The 19,009-nt window shown below is 56.6% G+C and carries 15 protein-coding genes; 8 read left to right on the top strand and 7 right to left on the bottom strand.

Annotated features, from left to right (window positions below; translation table 11 throughout):
* Positions 1-43: 43 nt before the first annotated feature.
* From ACR0KN_RS16535 to ACR0KN_RS16525, 3 genes are all read right to left on the bottom strand, one after another.
* The gene (locus tag ACR0KN_RS16535; protein ID WP_480655082.1) at positions 44-4,126 is read right to left on the bottom strand and encodes a translocation/assembly module TamB domain-containing protein; all 4,083 of its coding nucleotides are present in this window, start codon (positions 4,124-4,126) and stop codon (positions 44-46) included.
* Entirely contained in the window at positions 4,126-5,931 is a 1,806-nt protein-coding gene (locus tag ACR0KN_RS16530) for an autotransporter assembly complex protein TamA (RefSeq protein WP_480655080.1), read from the bottom strand. The genes ACR0KN_RS16535 and ACR0KN_RS16530 overlap by 1 nt, the downstream gene beginning before the upstream one ends.
* A 153-nt stretch (positions 5,932-6,084) precedes the next feature.
* Positions 6,085-7,308, bottom strand: coding sequence for a urate hydroxylase PuuD (locus ACR0KN_RS16525; RefSeq protein WP_480655078.1), 1,224 nt, complete (start codon positions 7,306-7,308; stop codon positions 6,085-6,087).
* A gap of 96 nt (positions 7,309-7,404) precedes the next feature.
* Between ACR0KN_RS16525 and ACR0KN_RS16520 the strand changes: the two genes are divergently transcribed.
* Positions 7,405-8,319: a LysR family transcriptional regulator gene (locus tag ACR0KN_RS16520; RefSeq protein ID WP_480655076.1), complete on the top strand. Its 915-nt coding sequence runs from the start codon at positions 7,405-7,407 to the stop codon at positions 8,317-8,319.
* A 2-nt stretch (positions 8,320-8,321) separates the two neighbouring features.
* On the opposite strand, the gene uraH is transcribed toward ACR0KN_RS16520, so the two are convergent.
* The gene (uraH, locus tag ACR0KN_RS16515; protein ID WP_480655074.1) at positions 8,322-8,678 is read right to left on the bottom strand and encodes a hydroxyisourate hydrolase; all 357 of its coding nucleotides are present in this window, start codon (positions 8,676-8,678) and stop codon (positions 8,322-8,324) included.
* Positions 8,679-8,841: 163 nt separating this feature from the next.
* On the opposite strand from uraH, the gene puuE reads away from it, so the two are divergent.
* The 3 genes from puuE to ACR0KN_RS16500 all read left to right on the top strand — a co-directional run bounded on the left by puuE (position 8,842) and on the right by ACR0KN_RS16500 (position 12,237).
* Positions 8,842-10,260: an allantoinase PuuE gene (puuE, locus tag ACR0KN_RS16510; RefSeq protein ID WP_480655072.1), complete on the top strand. Its 1,419-nt coding sequence runs from the start codon at positions 8,842-8,844 to the stop codon at positions 10,258-10,260.
* The gene (locus ACR0KN_RS16505) at positions 10,257-10,742 is read left to right on the top strand and encodes an ureidoglycolate lyase (RefSeq protein WP_480655070.1); all 486 of its coding nucleotides are present in this window, start codon (positions 10,257-10,259) and stop codon (positions 10,740-10,742) included. The genes puuE and ACR0KN_RS16505 overlap by 4 nt, the downstream gene beginning before the upstream one ends.
* A gap of 67 nt (positions 10,743-10,809) precedes the next feature.
* Positions 10,810-12,237 carry a nucleobase:cation symporter-2 family protein gene (locus tag ACR0KN_RS16500; protein ID WP_170477434.1) on the top strand — a complete coding sequence of 476 codons (1,428 nt, stop codon included), beginning with the start codon at positions 10,810-10,812 and terminating at the stop codon, positions 12,235-12,237.
* A gap of 40 nt (positions 12,238-12,277) precedes the next feature.
* Here the strand turns inward: ACR0KN_RS16500 and ACR0KN_RS16495 are convergent, their stop codons facing one another.
* From ACR0KN_RS16495 to ACR0KN_RS16485, 3 genes are all read right to left on the bottom strand, one after another.
* Complete coding sequence (locus ACR0KN_RS16495; protein WP_480655068.1) at positions 12,278-13,267, bottom strand: type I glyceraldehyde-3-phosphate dehydrogenase; 990 nt, start codon at positions 13,265-13,267, stop codon at positions 12,278-12,280.
* 54 nt (positions 13,268-13,321) lie between these two features.
* Positions 13,322-13,645 carry a hypothetical protein gene (locus tag ACR0KN_RS16490; RefSeq protein ID WP_010438086.1) on the bottom strand — a complete coding sequence of 108 codons (324 nt, stop codon included), beginning with the start codon at positions 13,643-13,645 and terminating at the stop codon, positions 13,322-13,324.
* A gap of 91 nt (positions 13,646-13,736) precedes the next feature.
* The gene (locus tag ACR0KN_RS16485; protein WP_480655066.1) at positions 13,737-14,570 is read right to left on the bottom strand and encodes a bifunctional allantoicase/(S)-ureidoglycine aminohydrolase; all 834 of its coding nucleotides are present in this window, start codon (positions 14,568-14,570) and stop codon (positions 13,737-13,739) included.
* A 745-nt stretch (positions 14,571-15,315) separates the two neighbouring features.
* Between ACR0KN_RS16485 and ACR0KN_RS16480 the strand changes: the two genes are divergently transcribed.
* The 4 genes from ACR0KN_RS16480 (at position 15,316) to ACR0KN_RS16465 (ending at position 19,009) form a co-directional block, all read left to right on the top strand.
* Positions 15,316-16,551 (top strand): acyl-CoA dehydrogenase family protein, encoded by a 1,236-nt coding sequence (locus tag ACR0KN_RS16480; protein WP_480655064.1) that lies wholly within the window; start codon positions 15,316-15,318, stop codon positions 16,549-16,551.
* 16 nt (positions 16,552-16,567) lie between these two features.
* On the top strand, positions 16,568-17,368 hold the full coding sequence (locus tag ACR0KN_RS16475) for a thioesterase family protein (protein WP_480655062.1): 801 nt from the start codon (positions 16,568-16,570) through the stop codon (positions 17,366-17,368).
* A 70-nt stretch (positions 17,369-17,438) separates the two neighbouring features.
* Complete coding sequence (locus ACR0KN_RS16470) at positions 17,439-18,086, top strand: DUF1007 family protein (protein ID WP_260023077.1); 648 nt, start codon at positions 17,439-17,441, stop codon at positions 18,084-18,086.
* Positions 18,071-19,009, top strand: coding sequence for a nickel/cobalt transporter (locus ACR0KN_RS16465; RefSeq protein WP_480655060.1), 939 nt, complete (start codon positions 18,071-18,073; stop codon positions 19,007-19,009). The genes ACR0KN_RS16470 and ACR0KN_RS16465 overlap by 16 nt, the downstream gene beginning before the upstream one ends.

The following is a 19,009-nucleotide window of genomic DNA, read 5'->3' as shown; positions in this document are numbered from 1 at the left end:
CTCTTAGAAAGGGCGGCTCATTTGAGGTCGCCCTTTTTTGTGATCAGTAATCCCGTTCGAAGAATATACCCAACCCCGTCTCACCCCGGCCATCCACCGTACCACGCACTGTAAAGCTGTCGGTGACGTCTAGGTTCAAATTCACTTCGGTATCGCCTTCGGTATTGACGGTGAAATCGGTGTAGAGGTTGTCGCTTAGATATGCGCCTGCCCCTAGGCTGCCACCGCCGCCTTCCGTTGCGCCAAGGTCTACAGTGTCAAGCCCCGTAGCCTCGCGCACGCCCTTGGTTGCATCCCCACCCGCGCCGCTGAGCTGGGCCAGTGAAGCCGCCATCTGCGCGATCACAAAAGGCGACAACTCCGAAAAACGGTTGCCGAACAGCAGCATGGCCAGTGCTTCTTCGGTCGGGCGTTCGGGGTCTGAGAACACGTCCACTTCGGGCGAATCCAGAGGACCTGCGATCTCAATGGTGGCTGTACCGTCCGAGGTGCTGGTCGAAGATTCAAACTCGATATAGGGGGTCAGGTCACCTTGCAGTGTCACCAGACCCTTGGTCAGCGCAAGACGACGGCCCAGAATGTCGATGTTACCCCGGATCAATTCAATCTGACCCGAGGGGACGACGGATGTGGTGGTTCCGCCAATTTGAATGCGCCCTCCCAATTCGGCGTTGACACCTCGGCCTCGAACAAACACGGCTTTGGGGGCAAGCAGGCCGATGTCCAATGACATGCGCGAGTTGCTTTTGGCTTTGTCTTCGGTTTCGACCAGATTGGCACGTTCCCGCGTCACAAAACCGGCACGGCTTTCGTTAATATGGTCGATTGTTGGGATTGGTGCTGCGCCAACTGCGCCTGCCGCTGCGGCAAGGTTTATGTTAGTTTCACCAAAGTTTATCTGACCGGCCAGAGCACTGTTTCCAGCCAATGCCCCGGTCAGGGCAATCTGGCCGTTCAATGTGGTCTCATACAAAAGCCTGTCTGTCAGAACGAGATTATTGAGCTTCGTGGTGATCTGGGCGTTGAAGGGCGTGGCCAAATCGACCGGTCCGTTGACGGTGAATCCTCCTCCTGCCCGCAGGCCACCCTGCAGTGCAACAGTTGCACGGGTTTGCACGATGTTGACCGTTCCGCCGATATCGGTGATCGTTTGCCCCACATCTGGCAACGCCATTGATGCGCCGGATGTTGAAATCGTTCCGCTGAGCGCATCCAGTGCAGGCGCCCCTTTCAGGGCTAGATCGAACCGAGCTTTACCTGCCAGGCTATTGGGTGAAATAAACGCATTGGCGATACCTATGTTGATACCGCCTTGCATCTTCAAGTCTGCCTCGCCGCTACTTTCATCAAAGGTACCCGCGACCGTAGTGTTAATCTCGGCGGGGCCGTCGGCTTTGGCGTCGATAGTCCACTTGCCTGCATCACGACGAGCATTTCCATTGGCAGACAGGGTTCCAGGGAAATCGGGGATCAGACGTTCGAGCCGATTGATTTTGGCCTCAAAATCAAAGTCGGCTGAACCATTGGTGTCAACGGTTCCCGACAAGTCGGCATAAGAGCTCTCAGGTCCTTGCAAGCGGGCGTTGCCCTCAAGGCCAGACCCGGTCGGGGCGACATTGCCATCAAGTTTTAGCGGGCCGGACAGAGTAGGCGAGACCCGACCCACATTGTCCAGCATGGCCGAGAAATTCAGGCCACCTGCTTCACGGTCCAATCGTCCCGATGCATCTGCAGTCAGGGCTGTTCCGTTCAGATTGAACGTGCGGATGTTAAGACCTTGATCGTCGTTTGCGGCATCCACGTTTAGCGTTGTTCTGCCCTGAACAAGCGCATCGATCACGTTTATACCTGTTCCAAGATCATCCGCGCTGAGGTTGCCAATGATCTCAAAAGTCTTGCTACCTTGCGCGGCTCTGCCTGTGACATCAGCATTGATTGATCCCGTCAGGTCGCGCCCGACGAGGCCTGAGAACACTGACAAATCCGGTGCCGTTACCTTGGCACTGCCGTCTACGGCAATGTCGCCGATAGGATCATTAATCGTAGCACCGACCTCGGCGGTCAACGCGGCGCTTTTGATTGTAGCATTTCGGACGACGACCTGATCGCCGGAATGTGCGCCGTCCAGATTGATCGATACCCGGCCTCTCAACAGCGGATCGAACTCACTCATCCCTGTTTCGATATTTGTTCCGATTACGCTGGCCTGGCCGTCAAACTCCAGTGTTTGTACGGTGCCCTTGCCATCCAGCCGGGCCTGCACCGCACCGGAGAGATCACGCTTAGCGAGGCCCGAGAATACCTTCAGATCGGGGGCGTTGACGTTGGCCTGCCCATCGATCGTCATGTTGCCATCAAGGGTCGTGACCGTACCGCTGGCCTGAGCAGTCAGTGCATCACCACTGATCGAAAGCTCCCGTATGGACACGCCATCGGTTCCGCGTTTGGCATCTAACACAATGTCGGTTTTACCGGTGATCATTGGGTCGATATCGTCGCGGCCAGTAACCAAATCGCGCCCGTTTACTGTTAGCTTGCCATCAAAGCTGCGTTCCAGCGGTGAGCCTTTGCCTTCGACTTTGATCGAAGCTTCGCCACCTAGCTGCAGCTGTGCGAGGTTCGAAAACCTCGATAGGTCGGTGGCCTGCAGCAGTGCCGCGCCATCAACCTGCAACCCTGTCTCAAGCCCGCTGATCACGGCATCGGTTTCAAGGGTATAGTCGCTTCCAACCAGTTCGAAACCGGTCAGTTGTAAGGACTGGTCACTGCCATAATCGAACCGTCCATCCAGCGTGATCTGATCCCCAACGGCAGCTTTCAGCGCTGGGTCAGTCAAATCGATGCCATCAAGCACGGCCTGGACGTCTCCATCCATCGATAAGCCGCTGGACTGATCCAAGGTGCCCTGCCCAGTAATTCTGGCGTGATCAATATTCAGATTGGGGGTCTCAACGTTGTCAGTTGTCAGGCTCAGATCCCAATAGTTACCGTTTTTGGAGTTGTACAAGGCCGAAATCTGCGCCGCGCCAATGGACGTGTCGCCGCCACTGACGGGCAGAACAACTTTGTCGCCTTCTGGAGGCGTGATGCGGCCTTGAAGGGCAACCAGTTGCAATGCACCGCCCGAGGCAAGGCTCACCTCGCTTTTCAGTTCCAATGCTTCTGAGGTGATCTCAATTTCCGAGATGTCCAGCGCGCCATCGGAATGGGTGCGCCCGTCCACGAAAAGCCTCGTGTCTGTGCCAAAAAACGTGTCCATCTCTTGGGCCAGGAACGGAGTCAGGTCGCCGCCGACATCGGCAGTAAATGCAATCCCATCGGATGCAGTGCCATTCTCTTCGGCTGTCCGCAGTCGAACTTGGCCAGATACGCGAAGCTGTTGATCGCTGCTCAGCCCGATATCGGCGTTGAAATCTGATACCGGCCCCGAACCTTTTGCGGTCAGTCTTAGCGGCGGGGCATCGGGGATGGACAGGGCCGTTGCGATCAACCCGCCCGAGGCTTCGGCGACGGTGAGGTCCAGGTCGATCTGGCTGTTATCGTTCTGGAATCCGGCTTTAAGATCAATCGTATCACCCGCTCGATCCAGCCGGTCGATATCCAGCCTTGTATCCAGCGTTCCGTCCGCCAGCGAGAGGTTACCATTCACGGCAAGATCAGCCGCAATACCGATCAATGGCTCACCCAAAGACAAGTCATCGACCCGAAGCTCGCCAATTTCGATGGAAACCGGAAGCTCGGGCAGTTGAAAGGGTTGGGTCTCAGCTGAAGGCGCCGGCGTGTCCTTAGTCGTCGTGCCCGGGGCACGGGCGATGTCAATCTCTTGCGCCGACAATGTATTGACTGAGAATCGACCCCGCAGCAACGCCAGCCGGTTCCAATCCAGCTCAGCATTTTTGATGGTCAGCCAGACACCTTCGTCATCGGCGACGATAATTTCCTGAATCGTCGCTCGTGAACTCAGCGCGCCTTCCAGACCAATCACCCGCACATTTTGATCGTCACCTGACAGGGTGTCCTGCAGGAACTGCTCGATCATGCTGCCGCCTTCGTCCTGCGCGGTCGCTGCGAAGGGTACGATGATCACTGCTGAACTCAGCAACAGAGGATATATAAAGCGACGCATCAGAAGGCCTGCCCGATCCCGAGGTAGAACTGCAGCCCATCGCCCGTGTCACCCTGAACTGGGACGGCTAGGTCAAAGCGCAATGGCCCGAAACCGCCTAGATCATAGCGAATACCCAGCCCGGCGCCAGAATGCTCTTCCGCGCCGCTGCCGATGAACGAGGACGTGTCGACGACGCCATAGTCATAGAAGCCGACCAACGAGATTGTGTCGGTGACTTTGCCACGAACTTCAGCTGACAGTCCCAGAAAGGACTTACCGCCGGCAACACCGTCCCCGACTGGGATGCCGAGGCTTTCATAGGGCTGACCGCGTACCGTTCCCGCGCCGCCCGAGAAGAACAGGAAATCCGGCGTCACACCGTCTGGCGGCGGGCCAAGGACTGATCCAAGTTGAACGCGCCCGGCGAGCACCAACCGGCCGCCTGTGCCTATGTCGTTATAGTAACGCCCGTCAAAAAACATCCTCAGGCCAGTGTCAGAACCAGAGAACCCGACAAAGGGCATCACCTGCGAATCCAGATAGTAGCCACGCGTGGCGCTGACCTTGCTATCCCGTTCATCCCATTCAGACCGGAAAGGCAGGATGAAGTACCGGAACTTGCGGCCATCGCCATAGGCGTCATCCGCGTCTGACCATTGGAAACCGGCTGAGGCTTCGGCATAAAGACGGTCCGAAAATGTGCGGCGGGCACCATAGGCAAGCGAGGCGATGGTGACGTTGTAATTCTCGGTGTTTCGCCGTTCCAGCAGCCCGCTCCAGAATGTATTGTCGTCAGGGCCGAGCCGGTCTGGTTGATCCAGACGCAGGCCAATGCGCCCATCGATATCCTCGGCGCCGCCAATGTTGCGGATCGCAGCCTCGAACCTTAACCGCTCTGCCCGCCGGAATACATTCCGATGGGTCCACGTGGCAGTTAAATCCAGCCCATCGCGCGAGGCGATCTCGGCCCCGAAAGTCAGCCGACGAGGGGGAAGATCTTCGAATGTGGCATCGAAATCCAAAGTGCCGTCCGGGTTGGGCTCATCATGCTCCTTTATAGAGACCGTGCTGAACGTGCCGGTGCGCCGCAGCCGGGTTCCAACCTTTTGTACCTGTTCTGGCGAATAAACTTCACCCGAGGGAAAGCCTGCAATTTTTTCGATCGACCGATGACGAACGTTAGTGTCGCCTTGGATGTTCATTTTGCCGAACCGAAGCCTTGGCCCCGGTGCCAGATCAATTGTGGCATCCAGTCGTGCCTGCGCATGTCGCGCGATTACTTTTTGGTCCGACACCTCTGCCTTTGCGTGGCCCGTATCGCGCCAGCCTTGGACTCCTGCGGATGCTGCTTGCTGGATTGCTCCGGTGGTGGCCGTTTTGCCTGTGGCAAATTCCTCGGGTAGCACGGTTTCTGGTGCCAATGGTTGAACGACAGCCGTGCCAAATTTGAACTTCGGCCCTGAAGTCACCAATATCGTTGCACGTTTGAACTGGGTAGGAACATTCAAAGAGTTGATGTTTGCAGCTTCCTGCCCGTCCAACTTTATGCTGACGACGGGGCTGAAATACCCTTCGTCATACATGATTTGAACGATGGTGCGGTAGTCGGACAGAGCAGCCGACAGGATTTCCAGCGACGTATCCAGTCCACGCGATTCTGAGGTGAAAACCGATGAGGTCTCTTCCAGTCGGTCAATCAGATCTTTAGATGCGCCGGGAGCGGAGAGGGTGGTTTCCAGCGCGGATGCAAGATTTGGAGACAATGCCAAAAGAGCGCAAAAAAGCCAGCTTCTCAGAACGCTGCGCGGTCTGCTCCCTATCATTGTCTGGCTCCAACTGCCCCAAGTCGAAATCACTATGGCCGCGAAACAATAGAAATGCGGCTTGTTGAATTCATTTAGAGCATTTGGCGACGCCAAGGGGAAGAACTAAACCAAACTCAGTTGCTATTATTGGCTCGACCGTGTCCCAATTTTTCACAGATCGGCATTTTGGAACCACCTAATGATTGCGTCGCGATCTTCGGGCTCCATGTAAGTGACGTTTGCGGGGGGCATTGCGTGGGTGACGCCGGATTGCAGATATATCTGCTGCGCGTTCTGCGCGATGTCGGCCTCGGTTTCTAGCAACACACCTTTGGGTGCCCACAGGATGCCTTCCCAGACAGGCTCACGCGCGTGGCACATGGAACAGCGCCCCAAAACAATGTCATGCGCTTCTTCAAAGCCATCCGCCGCTGCAAATTTCTTTTCATATGGTGTAAGCTCTTGCGCTTCGGCCTCTTCCAACGGGTCGTGCATAGAAGCGGTCGACAGCCACATGATGGCCATGAACAGCAGTGCAGTCACCAGCCAGGTCCAGGTTGGATTACCGGTGCGCGCATGGCGGGTGTTGAAATAGTGGCGAATGGTGACGCCCATCAAAAAGACCAACGCGGCGATGATCCAATTGTACTCGGTGGCAAAGGCCAGCGGGTAGTGATTCGACAGCATCAGGAACACAACGGGCAAGGTTAGATAGTTATTGTGAGTCGAACGCAATTTGGCGATTTTGCCGTATTTGGGATCAGGCGTACGTCCGTTTTTGAGGTCATCCACAACAATGCGCTGGTTTGGCATAATTATGAAGAACACATTCGCCGTCATGATCGTGGCTGTGAAAGCACCCAGATGCAGCATCATCGCACGGCCGGTGAAGATTTGGTTGTAACCCCAGCCCATGGCCACCAGTAGGACAAACAACAGAACCATCAGCAGCGTCGGGCGTTCACCGAGACCAGACTTGCACAGAAAATCATAGACCAGCCAGCCAATGGTCAGCGACGCAGCCGAGATAAGGATGCCCTGCCACAGCGCCAGATCAGCTTTATGCGCATCGATCAGATAAAGCTCACCGCCAACCCAGTAGACGATCATTAATAGCGCGGCGCCGCTCAGCCAAGTCGCGTAGCTTTCCCATTTGAACCAGGTCAGGTGGTCAGGCATGCGCTCCGGCGCGACAAGATATTTCTGGATGTGATAAAAGCCACCGCCATGGACTTGCCATTCCTCGCCGTCCGCCGGGCCGGGAATATCGCGGTTCAGGCCAAGGTCCAGCGCGATGAAATAGAAGGATGATCCGATCCAGGCGATCGCAGTGATGACGTGCAGCCAGCGCACGCCAAAACCAATCCAATCCCAGAACACGGCGAAGTCGTACATTGATGAGGTCTCCGATAAGTTATCGCCACACTAGGCAAACGGGCTTTTCTTCGGTATTCCCGTATATTGTCAAACTGTATCAAAAAAAACGATAAGATGTCCTATCTCGATAACATTCGAACCTTTGTACGGGTTTATGATCTAGGCAGTATGTCAGCCGCCGGACGCGATATGCGAATCTCACCTGCGGTGACGTCAGCGCGGATTTCGCAGTTAGAAGATCACCTCGGGGTTCGTCTGTTCCAGCGAACCACACGCAACTTGACTCCAACTGAGCAAGGGCGTGCATTTTACCCCGGTGCAGTCGCAGTTCTGGATGCGGTGGATGAGGCAGAAGCGCAAGTCACACATCTGACCGAAGCGCCGCGCGGGTCGCTGTTCGTCGCAGCGCCCCTGGGTGTCGGACGCCGTCTTCTGGCACCTCATGTGCCTGATTTTCTGTCAGAATACCCTGAGATTGATGTGCGTCTAAGGCTGACAGACCGCTCTGTCGACCTAACCACCGAAGGGTTGGATCTGGCCTTTTTCATCGGTCAGCCCGAAGACAGCACATTGCGCATTCGCAAGATCGCGGATTGTCAGCGCGTGCTATGCGCGGCCCCTGATTACGTAAGCCGTTGTGGGATGCCCGAATCTGGAACGGATCTGATTTCAGGCAAACATGAGTGTTTGAATCTACGCTTCCCCGGAGCGGCAGAGTTTCAGTGGATGCTGGAAACGCTCGATGGCCCGAAACGGTTCGCTGTTTCAGGTCGCTATGAGTGCGACGATGGCGATGTTTTAACCGATTGGGCGTTGTCGGGGCAGGGAATTGCTATGAAACCTGTGTTCGAAGTGTCCGAACATCTGAAGGCAGGACGATTGATCCCGGTGGCGATGCAAACGCCACCGGTGCCGGTTCAAATGGCTTGCCTGTATACCCATCGCCGCCACCAAGATCCCAAGGCACGGCTGTTTATGGATTTCATGATTGATCGTATCGGCAAGGTGGTCCGCAGCGCCGAAATCTAGGTCTAGCTGCCCCGATAGGTCGAATACCCATAAGGGGATAGAAGCAGCGGCACATGGTAATGGGCATCCGGGTCGGACATACCAAAGCGGATAGGCACATGATCCAGAAACAGAGGATCATCGCCGTCCTGGCCCGTCGCGCGTAGGTAATCGCCAGCAAAGAAAATCAGTTCATACGTGCCGGCTTTGAAGTCGTCCTGCGGTAGGATCGGACTGTTGGTGCGACCATCCGCGTTGGTCTCCATCTCGACCAGTTTGCGATGAGAATCTCCCGACACTTCGTAAAGAGAGATTTTCAACCCCTCAGCGGGGCAGCCGCGTGCCGTGTCCAGAACATGGGTCGTCAGATAGCCAGCCAAGGGTCTCTCCTATGTGTTTCTTTTGGTGTGCCACAGTCTGGGCCAAACAGCAAAATGGTTGAAATGCCGAAAGAACTGGAAACAGTGTTCGGATTGATTTGATAATCAATGGACCGTTTCTGCGGTAAAGCTGTTAAAACACCTAATCGGACTGGAAGACCCTATGCAGCCGCCTCGTTACCCTCGCGACATGATCGGATACGGAGCCAACCCGCCTGATGCCGCGTGGCCCGGTGGGGCAAAACTGGCTGTTCAGATCGTGTTGAACTACGAAGAGGGTGGCGAGAATTGTGTTTTGCACGGGGATGCCGCGTCTGAGGCGTTCTTGTCTGAGATCGTTGGGGCGGCGCAGTGGCCGGGCCAGCGACACTGGAACATGGAATCGATCTATGAATACGGTGCGCGGGCGGGGTTCTGGCGCTTGCATCGCCTGATGAAAGATCTACCGATCACTGTCTATGGCGTGGCGACAGCTCTGGCGCGCTCGCCGGATCAGGTCTCCGCGATGAAATCTGCCGGGTGGGAGATCGCCAGCCATGGCCTGAAATGGGTCGAGCATAAGGACATGCCCGAGGATGAGGAGCGGGTCCAGATCGCCGAGGCGATCCGCCTACATACCGAAGTTGTCGGGGAACGCCCGCGCGGCTGGTACACCGGACGCTGTTCGGACAACACCGTGCGTCTGGTCGCCGAGGAAGGTGGCTTTGCGTATGTCGCCGACACCTATGCGGATGATCTTCCATACTGGATGCAGACCGGTGGCCGGGATCAGTTGATTGTTCCCTACACGCTGGATTGCAACGATATGCGCTTTGCCACACCGCAGGGGTTCAACGCCGGGGATCAGTTCTATTCTTATCTGAAAGACAGCTTCGATGCGCTTTATGCAGAAGGCGAAGCTGGCGCACCCAAGATGCTGTCGATCGGTCTTCATTGTCGCTTGATCGGGCGTCCGGGACGCGTCATGGCGCTGAAACGGTTTCTGGATTACGCGCTCGGGTTCTCGGATGTGTGGTTTGCAACGCGATTGCAGATTGCGGAACATTGGGCTGAAATGCACCCGCCGGCTGAGCGCCCAAAACCTTCACAGATGGGCCGCGACGAATTTGTCTCCGCTTACGGAGGTATCTTCGAGCATTCCGCATGGATCGCCGAGCGAGCACATGGTCTGGAACTGGGCGCGGCACATGACACGGCGGGTGGATTGCACAATGCTCTGACCCGCATGTTCCGGTCCGCCTCGGACGAGGAACGGCTGGGTGTGTTAACGGCCCACCCCGATCTTGCTGGTAAACTGGCGCAGGCCAAGCGGCTGACACAGGAAAGCACGTCTGAGCAGGCTTCGGCCGGTCTCGATGGGCTGACGGATGACGAACGAGCCACCTTTACCGAATTAAATCAGCGCTACACCGAAAAATTTGGTTTTCCGTTCATTATCGCCGTTAGGGACCACAACAAGGCCTCGATCCTGGGCGCATTTGAGCGGCGGATCGAACAGGATCGCGAGACCGAGTTCGCAGAGGCATGCCGACAGGTCGAACGGATCGCCGAATTCCGTCTGCGCGATGTGCTGCCTTCATGACCCAGATTGTCGCTGAAACGATTTCGGCAGCAGCGTTCGCGCCATTTGGCGATCTGATTGATATCTCAGGTGAGCCTGACAAGATCATCAATCAAGGCCAATGCGGCCGTTATCACGACCGGGCTGGGCTGGATTTCGGTAAGGCGCGTGCCGGTATTAGCCTGTTTAACGCCAACCCGCGCGAATTGCCTTACCGGCTGGAAATGGTCGAGCGTCATCCCGATGGCAGCCAGGCCTTTATTCCGATGACTCACCAGCCTTTTCTGGTGATCGTCGCACCGGATGAGGGCGGAAAACCCGGGCAACCAAGGGCTTTCATCACGCTCCCCGGGCAAGTTGTGAATTATCACCGAGGCACTTGGCACGGGGTTCTAACTCCTCTGCACGGGCCCGGCCTGTTCGCGGTCGTCGATAGGATCGGGGACGGTCCAAATCTAGAAGAATACTGGTTCAGCACTCCGTACGAGGTGGTCGACCGCTGAATCCAAATACGAAGCCGCCAAAGAAGCGGTAAGAACCCCATTGGATCTTAGGGAGGACAATGAGATTATGGCCGAAACTACGATAGGGACACCCGAACAGCTTCGGGACCCGAACTATACGCCCGCCTTACACAAGGCGATACCGCTGGGCATTCAGCATGTGCTGGCGATGTTTGTTTCAAACGTCACGCCGGCCATTATCGTGGCCGGAGCCGCCGGGTTTGGATTTGGATCCAATTCCCCCGATTTTCCTGAGCTGCTCTACCTGATCCAAATGTCGATGCTGTTCGCGGGTCTGGCGACCTTGTTGCAGACTGTGACGCTGGGCCCAGTTGGCGCGGCACTGCCGATTGTTCAGGGAACAAGCTTTGCCTTTCTGCCCATCATGATCCCGCTTGTCGCTGGTAAGGGTGTGGATGCTTTGGCAGCACTGTTCGGTGGCGTCCTGATCGGTGGTCTTTTTCACGCCTTTCTAGGCCTGTTCATTGGCAAGATACGTTTTGCGCTTCCGCCGCTGGTGACCGGGCTTGTCGTGACAATGATCGGTTTGGCGCTGGTCAAGGTTGGCATTCAATATTCTGCTGGTGGCGTGCCTGCGATTGGTACTCCGGAATACGGATCGCTGCTCAACTGGTCGGCGGCGTTGGTCGTGGTTGTCGTGACGCTGGGCCTCAAGTTCTTTGCGCGTGGTATGCTGTCGGTGTCTGCCGTACTCGTCGGATTGGCGGTTGGCTACGTCTATGCCCTAATGGTCGGCATGGTGACGTTCGAAGCCATCGGCAACAGCTGGTCGCGGGCCTCTGCATTCGCACTGCCAGTCCCGTTCAAATATGGCTTTGAGTTCTCATTGGCGGCCATTATCGGATTCTGTCTGATGTCTTTCGTCTCGGCCATTGAGACCGTCGGTGACGTATCGGGGATCACCAAGGGTGGTGCAGGTCGCGAGGCGACAGACAAAGAAATCGAAGGTGCAACATATGCCGATGGTTTTGGAACTGCACTCGCCGGTATGTTCGGCGGGTTTCCGAATACATCGTTCAGCCAGAATGTCGGCTTGATCGCGATGACAGGCGTCATGAGCCGTCATGTTGTGACCTGCGGGGCCTTGTTCCTGATCCTGTGTGGTCTCGTGCCGAAGGTCGGAGCGATCATTCGCACAGTACCCATCGAAGTGCTGGGTGGCGGCGTGATCGTCATGTTCGGCATGGTGGTTGCGGCAGGCATCTCGATGCTGTCGGACGTGGATTGGAATCGCCGCAACATGGTGATCTTTGCGATCTCACTGTCGATTGGTCTTGGGTTGCAGCTGGAACCTGGTGCGGTCCAGCACCTGCCGGATACGCTCCGCATTCTGATGACAAGCGGCCTGCTGCCAGCGGCTCTGATCGCCATCGTGCTGAACCTGGTCCTGCCTGAAGAGCTGGCAGAAGAATCGACCGAGGAAGTTTCTGGCGGAATGGCCGGTCACGGCTCTGGCAGCCTGCCTCACGAATGAGGCCTATGAACAATCCCGCAGCGCGGGTCAGCGCTGCGGGTCACCCCGCTTCGGCCATCAAGCGTGCGACATCCAGCATGCGGGCCGAAAACCCCCATTCATTGTCATACCAACCAAAGACCCTGATTTGGTTCTCTCCGATCATACGCGTCTCGGGCCCGGCCAAAACGAGTGATTCAGGACGGGAGCGCAAATCAGATGATACCAAGGGCAGATCGGTCCAGCCCAGTACGGCAGAAGCTGCGACCGCGTTGCGAAACGCTTGGTCGAACTGATCCGCGCTCTTGCCCCGTTCAAGGGTGGCGACAAGATCGACAGCAGATACGCTGGCCGTGGGAACACGCACCGCAGCCCCTGAAATGCGACCGGCAAGATTTGGCAGTACAACATCGATCAGATGTGTGGCGCTTGAGGTCGTGGGCACCATCGACAACGCACCAGCGCGCGAACGAGCCAGATCCCCGCGTGGCGCATCGACCATAGGCTGGCTGTTTGTATAGCAGTGGATCGTGGTCATGTGCCCGGACACAAGCCCGCCCATTTCATCAATCAGTTTGACGAGCGGTGCCAGCCCATTCGTGGTGCATGACGCATTCGACACGATCCGTGCGTTGCCCAATTGATCTTCGTTTGCACCCAGTACAACCGTGACCTCGGCAGCAGGTGAGGGGCCGGAAATCAGCACTTTGCCCGCCCCGGCAGTCAATCCCCGGCTGGCAACATCCGATGTGCGCGCGATGCCGGTGCAATCGAGCATGACATCGACGCCGGACAGATCGACCTTTGCCAAATCTGCGCTGTGGGACATTGGAACAATCCGGCCATCGATGTTCAATGCTCCACCTTCGGCTGCCACCGAACCTGGATAAGGTCCGAATGTGCTGTCGTACTTGAACAGATATGCGCAGGTTTCGAGCGGTGCGATATCGTTGATCAGCACCAGTTCGATATCCGAATGCTGCGACGGGCCTAGGACCTGTCGCAGGATGGTGCGGCCGATACGGCCGAATCCGTTGATCGCAAGTTTCATGCGCAAGCTATGGCAGGCAGATCATGCGATCTCAATCAAAGTATTGTACCAATTTCAGTTGCAGCTGACCTGTGAAAAGAACTGGCCCGAGATGTTCTGATACATGCTGGAATAGATCGCCTTGCATCCGGTCGCCTGCTGTATCGCAGCCATCGCCTGAATGGTGCGCAGACGTGGCGGGGGGCCAAAGGGGTTCAGATTGTTGTTGTCCCGCGTGGCCCGATAGACCACAGGCGCGTCCGAGACCTGCGTCACCGCCCAGGTACGGCTCATGACGAAAACGGACTTGGTTTCTTCCTTGGCTGCGACCGGCTCGGCGTTGAACGCCGAAAGGCCAAGGGTGGCAACCAGTGCAATCATCGTACCGCGCAGTAACATTGAACAATCTCCAGTGCTGAAAACTTATGTAATTTCATCAGATTCCAGCGATTCTGTGAACCCCTATACCGGACATTAACGCTATGGTCGTCTATCGCGAGGGAACCGACAGAGGCATATGCCGATTTACATCTTTATATAGCAGATATCGGAACCGACCCGGACCACCCGCATAACAGGCTTGGGGGCAGAAAGCGCGCAGCCACATATAATCTCCGGCCTCGACCTCGACCCAATCCTGATTGAGTCGATAAACCGCCTTGCCCTCCAGCACATACAGGCCGTGTTCCATCACATGGGTTTCTGCAAATGGGATTACGCCACCGGGCTCGAAATTGACGATGTTGACATGCATATCATGCCGCAGGTCATGCGGATCGGTAAAACGCGTGGTAGACCAACGCCCTTTGGTGCCGGGCATCTCGACGGGCGCCACATCGCATTCGTTGGTGATGATCGGATCAGGGGCTGGCAGGCCGGGCACGGCCTGATAGGCTTTGCGAACCCAATGGAACCGGGCAACGGAATCGGCGCGATTGTGTAGGGCCCAGTCACTTCCGGGTGGGATATAAGCATATCCTCCGGTCTCAAGTACGTGCTCCGCTTGGTTCAACGTCAGGGTTACAGAGCCTTCGACTACAAAAATCACACCTTGTGCGTTTGGGTCTGTTTCCGGAGTATCACTGCCGCCACTGGGCTGAACCTCCATGATGTATTGCGAGAATGTCTCTGCAAACCCACTCAGAGGCCGCGAAAGAACCCACAGGCGTGTCCCTTCCCAGAAAGGAAGAAAGCTGGTGACGATGTCGCGCATCGTGCCTTTCGGGATAACCGCATAGGCGTCGGTGAACATGGCGCGGTCAGTCAATAACTGCTCTTGCCCCGGGTGACCGCCTGTAGGTGCATAGTATTTTGGATGTGTCATCAAATGCCTCTGGTTCGTCTTGGGATAATATGAGGCGAACGGGCTGAGGGACCTAGCACCCGCCTTGCAATAGGTTTGTTCGGGATAATTTGAAGGTGACCAAGTTGGGCTTGGCCACACACGCACAGAGGTATATCTATGAGCGTGAAAGTTGTTCAGATCGGCGAGGCCCCATAATGAAAGCCTTCTTTTATTCAGCGCTCGTTACCGTTCTATTACTGGGTTCGAGTGGAATCGCTCAGGCCAAACCGATTTCCCGAATCATCGCGGAAATGGGGTTGAGCCCCGCGGATTTCGAAGTGCTAAGCGCCACCTCGAATGCGTTGTTGTCCTCAGGTTCGCCCTCGGTTGGGCAAGAGAGGGCTTGGCTTAATCAAGATACAGGCTCAAAAGGGACGATCCGAGTTCACAGCGTTCAGAATAATTGCGTAATACTCCAGCATATTGTGCAGCCCGAAGGCGCGGAACAGGCTCGGGATATCAGAACACGCCGTTGCAGAACTGCCGATGGTAACTGGATACTGGCACCTTAAAGGCTGTCACTGGGTCGGCGTCTGACCTCATGTATCTACGCCCGATCCAATCGAGAATTTCTGCCGCAACCTCAGGCACCTCACTGTGATGCAGTGTATGGTTTCGTTTTATCTGAATGACGTTCCGTCACCCAACTGGACAGTGTCATAGGTGCTGAGCCATCCTTGGACCCAAGCGTCGGGTGCGCGCGGTGCTGTAGAGAGGACTATACATGACCATGACATTCGGACTGCGCGATGAAAATCGCGCCTTGTTGCAACGTGTTGCTGATATGATCCGGGATGAGGTCATGCCGCTTGAACAGGAGTATCATGCGGAGATCAACAAAGGCGATCGCTGGCAATACACCGAGCGTCAGGCCGAAATCCTCGAAGGTCTAAAGGACAAGGCCAAAGCGGCAGGGCTGTGGAACTTCTGGCTGACGGACAGTGATAAGGGCTTTGGCCTCAGTACAGTTGAGTACGCCTATTTTGCCGAAGAAATGGGTAAGACCCCTTTGGGGGCTGAAGTATTTAACTGCTCAGCACCTGATACCGGGAATATGGAGGTCTTTGAGCGCTACGGCTCGGACGCGATGAAGGAACAGTGGCTGAAGCCGTTGCTCGATGGCCAGATCAGGTCGGCCTATCTGATGACCGAACCGGATGTGGCGTCGTCGGATGCAACGAATATCTCGATGTCCTGTGTGCGGGACGGTGCTGACTACATTCTGAATGGTGAGAAATGGTGGTCTTCCGGGGCAGGTGATCCGCGCTGCAAGGTCTATATCGTGATGGTCAAAACGGGCGGAGATGATCTGCCGAAGCACCAGCGCCAGTCGATGATCGTGGTGCCAGCAGGCACTCCTGGCATCGAGGTATTGCGGCCGATGGAAGTCTACGGCCACGACGATGCACCTCATGGTCACATGCATATCCGTTTCACAGATGTCCGGGTTCCAGCCGAGAACATCCTGCTGGGCGAAGGGCGCGGGTTCGAGATCGCGCAGGGTCGTCTGGGGCCGGGTCGCATTCATCATTGCATGCGCGCCATCGGTCAGGCCGAAGCTGCATTGGAGCAGATGTGCAAGCGGTCACTGCAACGCCAAGCATTCGGGAAGAAGCTGGCGCAACTGGGCGCCAATTACGACATCATTGCCGAATGTCGGATGGAGATCGAAATGGCCCGACTGCTCTGCCTAAAGGCGGCATGGTACATGGATCAGGGCGATGCGCGGGCGGCGGCCCCTTGGATCAGCCAGATCAAGGTCGTGGCGCCCAAAATAGCGCTGAAGGTGATCGACGAAGCTGTGCAGATGTTTGGCGCGCAAGGGATCAGCCAGGATACACCTTTGGCCAACGCGTGGACCCATGTACGCACCTTGCGTCTGGCGGATGGGCCAGACGCGGTGCATCGTCGCCAGGTCGCGCGCGCCGAATTAAAGAAATACACGCAAGAAAAAGTCTGAGGCAGAAGCAACCGCGATGATATCGGATCTGTTGGGGCAGGCGTATTTTCATCAGAATACGCAAGGTGAGTTTGTCGGCAATGATCCCGCGCGCGGGCCCTGGTCAGCAGATCACTGTCATGCGGGGCCAGTCAGTGGCCTGATTGTGCGAGCGGCCGAGACCGAGGTCGGACCAGATAAGATGTTGACCCGTCTCACGGTCAATTTGCTGCGCCCGCTGCCTTTGGCCGGTTTGCGGGTCGCGGCGGAGACCACGCGCCACACAAAAACGCTGGCGACCACACGCGTCACCGTTCATGATCTAGATGATACGCTTTGTGCAACCGCAACCACCATGCATGTGGTGCGCAGGGACCTTGGGTCTGTTTCCAATGTCGACCTGCCCGCACCGCGATTGGAAGATGTCGTCGATGGCCCATTTCCAATCGGTGAAATGCGGCATGATCTGCCTGGTTTTGCCCATCACTCAGAAATTGGCTATCCAGCCGGCGGCAATCAGGGCGCTGGTCCCAAAATCGTATGGATGCGCACGCCCACCTTGGTTGAGGGCGAAGACCCCTCGCCGATACAGGCGCTCTGCCCGCTCGCGGATTGTGGTAATGGCATATCATGGAATGCGCCCACGACCGAGATGGGATTCATGAACACCGATCTGACGATACAAGTCCATCGAGAGCCCACCTCAGACTGGCTGGCCTCCGATTCGATTTCACACTGGCAGCCGTCGGGGATTGGTATGTCGCAGTCGGTTTTGTTTGACACGCAGGGACCTGTGGGAACGGCGCTACAGACTCTGGTTCTGTTTCCGCCCAAATAACTCGGCTGGATTCTGCGATACTCTGGGGAACCGGATTGCCGATGCCTGCCCCGCACCCTATCTTTGCGCTATGCGTTGGATTGCGACCCTTCTAACCTGCTGCCTGCCATTCCCGGTTTTGGCCCACCCGCACGTCTTTATCGACACGGGACTGGAGTTCGTCGTCGATGAGGCAGGCAACCTGACCCATGTGCGTGTGACCTGGGCCTATGATGAATTCTATTCGCTGCTGGTGCTGGAAGACATGAGATTGGATCAGGACGGCGATGGCGTGCTGACCGAAGCGGAAGAAAAATTTCTAAGCGGCTTCGATGCGCAATGGGTCGAAGGGTACAATGGCGATTTGGTCATTCGTATGGGCGAGACCGTGATCCCCCTGTCTGGCCCGTTAGAGCCACAAGCGACGACTGAAGATGCACGTATCGTGACCACGCATTTGCGCTCGGTAGAAGGCACGCCCGTTCCGGCAAGTGACCTGTCGATCAAAGCCTTTGATGAGAGCTTTTACACCGCCTACGAGGTGACCCGGCCTGTGACGGTTTCGGGTCCTGTCATCTGTCAGATTGATCGGAGCGATCCAGACATTGACGCAGAACTGGCGCAGATGCAGGCATTTTTACGGACACTCGATGCCGACTATGACCTCGAGGAGAATGACATCCCCCTGGTTGGTGAGAAATTCGCAACTGAGATCAGACTTTCATGTCCAAATACCTGATCGTTCCCGTCGTCATCGCTTGCGGGTTGCTCCTTTGGTTCTGGGGCAGCGGTGGCTTTGACCATCTGGCGGCATGGGCTGCTGGTGAGCAGCGGGAGTTCCAGAACCAGATCGCTCGCGCCTTGCGTGCAGCCCGGGCCGAGCAGCCCGAAGCTATCGCGACGCTACTGACCGTCTGTTTCGCCTATGGTTTTTTCCACGCCATTGGACCAGGTCATGGCAAGGTATTAATCGGGGGGTACGGGTTGGGCCGTCGTGTCGCGTTTTGGCGACTATCCGCGATCAGTGTTTTGTCGAGTCTGGGTCAAGCAGTCACGGCAATCGTGTTGGTTTATGCCGGTGTGCTCGTGTTCCAGATGTCGCGCGAGTCGTTGGTAGGCACGACCGAACAGGTCATGGCACCGATCAGCTATGGCATGATTGCGGTAATCGGGTTGTGGTTGATCTTTCGCGCGCTGCGCAGCTTTGTACGGCATCGCAAAAGCCAGACATCGCATACGCACGACCACCATCACCATGCGCACAACCCTGATCACCATCATCACGACCACGACGTCTGCGCTGACTGCGGCCACCGCCACGGCCCGACTGCCGATGAGGTCGCTAAGGTGGGCAGCCTGCGCGAGGCCTTGATCTTGATCGCAGGCATCGCTGCACGACCCTGTACCGGGGCGTTGTTTGTGCTGATTCTGACTTGGCAGATGGGTATCGCGATGGTTGGCATCGCGGGCGCGTTCGCTATGGCGCTGGGCACTGCAACGGTGACGACTCTGGTCGGATGGACGTCCTTCGGGCTGCGCGGCGGGTTGCTTGCCTCAGCCTCGGCCACGCGCTTTGCATCAGTGCTGGCTCCGACCATCGAACTGGTGGCGGGTCTTATCATCGCCGTGATTGCTAGTGGGTTGCTGTTGCGGGCTTTGTAG

The sequence above is a fragment of the Ruegeria sp. AP7 genome (assembly GCF_056539905.1).
The sequence above is the reverse complement of the archived record's forward strand: the minus strand, read 5'-3'. Positions and strand labels throughout refer to the sequence as shown.